The sequence below is a fragment of the Botrimarina colliarenosi genome (genome assembly GCF_007859955.1).
Classification (GTDB): domain Bacteria; phylum Planctomycetota; class Planctomycetia; order Pirellulales; family Lacipirellulaceae; genus Botrimarina; species Botrimarina colliarenosi.
Window position 1 is genome coordinate 1 of record NZ_SJPR01000019.1, and the last position, 4,287, is coordinate 4,287.

1 protein-coding gene is annotated in these 4,287 nt (G+C 56.3%); it reads left to right on the forward strand.

Translation table 11 applies throughout. The features are described 5' to 3' along the window. Positions 1 to 381 precede the first annotated feature (381 nt). Positions 382 to 4,014: an AAA family ATPase gene (locus Pla108_RS20665; RefSeq protein WP_146446885.1), complete on the forward strand. Its 3,633-nt coding sequence runs from the start codon at positions 382 to 384 to the stop codon at positions 4,012 to 4,014. The last annotated feature ends 273 nt before the right edge of the window (positions 4,015 to 4,287 follow it).

A 4,287-nucleotide genomic window follows, 5' to 3' on the forward strand; every position in this document is an offset into this window, starting at 1 on the left:
AGACGCCGATCCAAGAACTAGCAAGCCCTCCGGGCCCACGCGGGGAGGCCCAATCCAAACTCCCCCAACCAACCAGCGCTGCACTTTCTCGGCGCCGGGCGCTGCACTTTTCGACTGCCGATCACAGCTTCACGAGAAGCCTTTATTGACCTCCTGGTGCTCGTGAAGAGTGATCCGAGTTGGCGGCTATTGCTCACCTGCAGAGATTACTCAACAGACTTAGTCCGCTCGGCTCTCCTAGACCATGCGGGTGTTGTGCATTCGCTAGTAGAGGTCCCGTGGCTAGATGACGCAGAGCTTTCGACTGTAACGGGCGCAATCCCGAAGTTAGCGACTCCATTGGAGAACAAACCTCTTAGAAAGCTCCTCAAATCTCTGTACATGCTCGACCTTGCCGTCCGGATGGATTGGCCAGAAGGCCAGTCGGTTCCGGAGACAGAACCCGCCTTCAGAGAACTCTTCTGGAAGCGGGTTGTTAGGAAGGAAGAGAACGCTGCTGGCGGAATGCCACGTCGGCGCAGCGCGGCCTTTGTGCAAATTGCGTTGCGGCGGGCCAAGGCGCTCTCACCTTTTGCGGATTGCAGGGATCTTGAATCCGACGTTCTCGATTCCCTGCACCACGATTCCTTGACCACCACCTGTGACGACAGCGACTCGCAAGTGGCGCCTGCTCACGATGTTCTCGAAGACTGGGCAATCTTGCGCTGGATAGAAGAAATGTATGCCCGGCATGAGAAGTCGCTCGTTGCAATGGCCAGTGAGTTGGGCACCGAGCCCGCCCTTCGTCGGTCCTACCGCAAATGGGTCTGTGAGCTGGTTGAGCAAAGTCCCGACGCGGCAGACAACATCTATAAGGCCGTCGTCGGCCAACAGGGCCTGTCAGCGCACTTCCATGACGACACACTGGTCTCGCTGCTTCGGTCTTCGGCGTCTGCCAGCTTTCTGAGCAGACACACCAGTTCCCTGCTCGCTGACGGCCGTCGTTTGCTCAAGCGAGTCATTCACTTACTTCGAGTTGGTTGCGTAACGACTCCTGCTTGGTTTGGCGGTGCTGGCGGAGTCGCATCGCTGATCCACGTCCCTGACGGCGATGCATGGGAAGCAGTTCTCCGGTTAGTCGCTTCCCGACTAGATGAGTTTGACGAAGACGATGTTCAACTTCTTCTGGGGCTCGCAGAGGATGCAGCACGCGGCGTCAGTTGGCGTACGCCATACCCGAAGGGCTCGAGTGACATCGTTAAGATTGCCTTTTGGCTTCTACCGAGATTCGACGACTATCGATCAGAAGACAGCAGAAAAAGAGTCTTACAGCTAATCGCAAAGCTCCCCAAATGCGAAGCAGACAAGACAGCTCAGATGCTCACTGCCGAGCAGCGAGAGGACCGGGACCGGATTGGTGAGGACTTCAGAGAACTAGTTTTGTCCGACATGGCCGGGTTCGCAGTCTGTCGCGACCTTCCTGAGGCGGTTCTTACGACGCTGCGGCGCGAGTTGCTGCTCACGGAAGACATTCTTAAGAATCGGAGCCGGGAGTTCTACGACACGCACACAGAGCCGCACTTCGGGCTCAGAGAGCGGATGGGGTTCAGGTACTTCCCGCCGAGCGCCTTCCATGGCCCGTTTCTCTTTTTACTGCGTCACCACCCGGACCATGCCATCGACTTTACTCTCGACGCATTCAATCATTCTGCAGAATGGAACTCGACAAATCGTGTCCCTATGGCATACATCGCTCCACCCTATGAAATAACGCTGCGCCTTTCTGATGGGGGAGAATCCACGCAATGGTGCAATGACCGTCTTTGGGGTTGGTACCGTGGAGCGACAGTGGGCCCCCACGTCCTTCAGTCGATGCTGATGGCCCTTGAACTGTGGTTGCTCGAAGCAGCCGGCGCGAGCCCGGATAAGATCGACGATATACTCCTAAGCTTGCTTCGTCGCAGTAAGTCGGCTGCGATTACCGCGGTGGTCGCAAGCGTCGCCACCGCCTATCCGCGCATTACACCAGAGACGCTTCTTGCCTTGCTGAGTTCACGTGAGTGCATCCTGCTCGACAAACAGCGACTCGTACAAGAGCACTCTGTCAGTGCGATGCAGAACATGCTGCCGACGCTCGACTCGACGAAGAAGATCTACGAGAACGAGCGCAAAGAGTCATCCAAACGAGCACATCGGGGAAACGACCTAGAAGTTGCGATTGCTAACCTTCAGCTTACTCCACATGCAGACCGGGTTCAGGAGCTAATCGACAAACTGAGAAGCAGTATGCCTCCTATCGATCAGCAGGACGAAGAAGACAGAATTTGGAGGCTCGCTCTGCATCGCATGGACTTGCGTCAATACTCCATGAGCGATCAACCGAAGAGCAGCGCACTAGAGCACAGCAAGAAACCTGAAGGGCATGCGGAGGCGAGCCGACTGATTCGTCTCGACCTCAAAGTACCGGAGGCGGACGTTCAGCAGATGGTCATAGCCACGGAGAAGAGACTCGGCTCAGCCGACGCCCGCCTTGCGCTCTTTATGTGGGGGTACAAAACGTTCTCCGGTGAGGAAGCCGGCCAGTACGACCCTAGCGTTTGGAAAGAGCGACTCGACGAGGCTCGGCAGTTACCGGACGCGAATGAGGAAGACTATCTCATGGGGCGAGGTGCGCCAGCATTCGTGGCGGCAGTCTGCATCAGAGACCATTTCGGAGAGCTTTCAGAGGAGGAGCGCGATTGGTGCGTTGATTCAGTTTGCAGCGCTGTCGAGCAGGACGCTGACAACTGGGATGGTTTGGCCAGGGTCCAACGAGGAAGCATGGAAGGGGACCGGCCCTCGGCGTATGTCCTCCCAAGCCTTCTTGGGAAATCACTCGACGCACCGCTAGCCGAACGTATCAGAAGAATGCTCGTGCTTGCCGTCACGCACCCAACGGAGGAGGTCAGGATGCACGCGGTGGCAGGCGCGGGCAAGTTCCTTTGGAGCACCCACGCCGAGTTGGCAAGACGCTGCGTCAATGCACTCGCTGCAGAGGCCGCCCTCGTCCAAGAGATGCGGAGCGCTGAACGAGAGAATCCCTACCCTGAACGGAAAGACTACGGTCTTATTGAGTATGAGGCCGCTCAGCGAGTAAGGACCGGCTTTTTTGAGACTGCCGAAGACAGTTATCCCAAGTTAAATATTAGCGATTGGACAGGCTCTGCCGCGAACCACCGCATCATTAGGCTACTATGTTATGCACCGAATGAAGAGATGGCAATTAGCGCGTTTGCTCGACTTGCTAAAATACTCGTACAGTGGTGGGATGAGGACGAAGACCATCGTCGCGGACGAGAGCGATCAGACGACGCTGTGATTGGCCTCACCAATTTGTTTGAGGAGTTTATTCTCCAAGTCCCACCCGAGCAGAGCGCTGCCATCCTTGAGCCGGTGGTAGCGGCAGTCGAACGACATCCAAGAGAAACCGCTTCCATTCTACGGGGAGTGATCGGTTTTGAAGATCGCCTGCAGCAAACTGATAGATTCTGGGCGATCTGGGTGATGTTTGCAGAGCAGGTTCGAAAGGCAAAATGGCTTTCGAGCTTGGATGCGGGGCACCCAAGGGGCAGAGATATCATGGCCACCATCTTTCTTACAGAGTATTGGAAAGCTGAGGTAACGCACTGGACGAGCCTTGAAGGCCATGCTCATCACATACATCAGCTGTTTAAGGACCTTCCGCCTACTGCTCTGGTGCTCGACAACTACGCCCGCTTCCTTTACCACATCGGCGAGCAATCTTTACCCGAAGCATTCAAACTTGTGGCGGAGCGCCTGAAAAAAGGCGATAGCACAGCGATGCTCCGAATGAGCAATACTGTCTATATGCTCGAATCTCTGCTTCGCAGATACGTCTACGGAAGCCCCATAGCGATGAAGTCTGATCGCTCATTACGCGACGCTGTGCTCTACCTGTTGGATACGCTGGTGGAAAGTGGTTCTTCATCTGCCTTCAGAATGCGCGACGACTTTGTGACGCCGTTAGGCCAATAGCGCAGAGCTTGTAGAACACGACAGTGTAGACCTAGATCGATCTAATGGCACTGCCGCCTATCGAACGTCTTGCAACCAATCAGGTGGCGTGCCTAGCAGCCCGTTGATTTTCTCACTCCCGATCGCGGCGAGATAGCGCTAGTCTGTGAGCGTCTAGGTTGACGCGACGGAGGGATCGCGATGGGGATGGGGAAGCGGCGGCGGGAGTCGCAGGGGGAGCTGTTCGTGCCGTCGGGCGAGCTGGCGGCGAGCCCGGGGCACGCGTTCTACCGG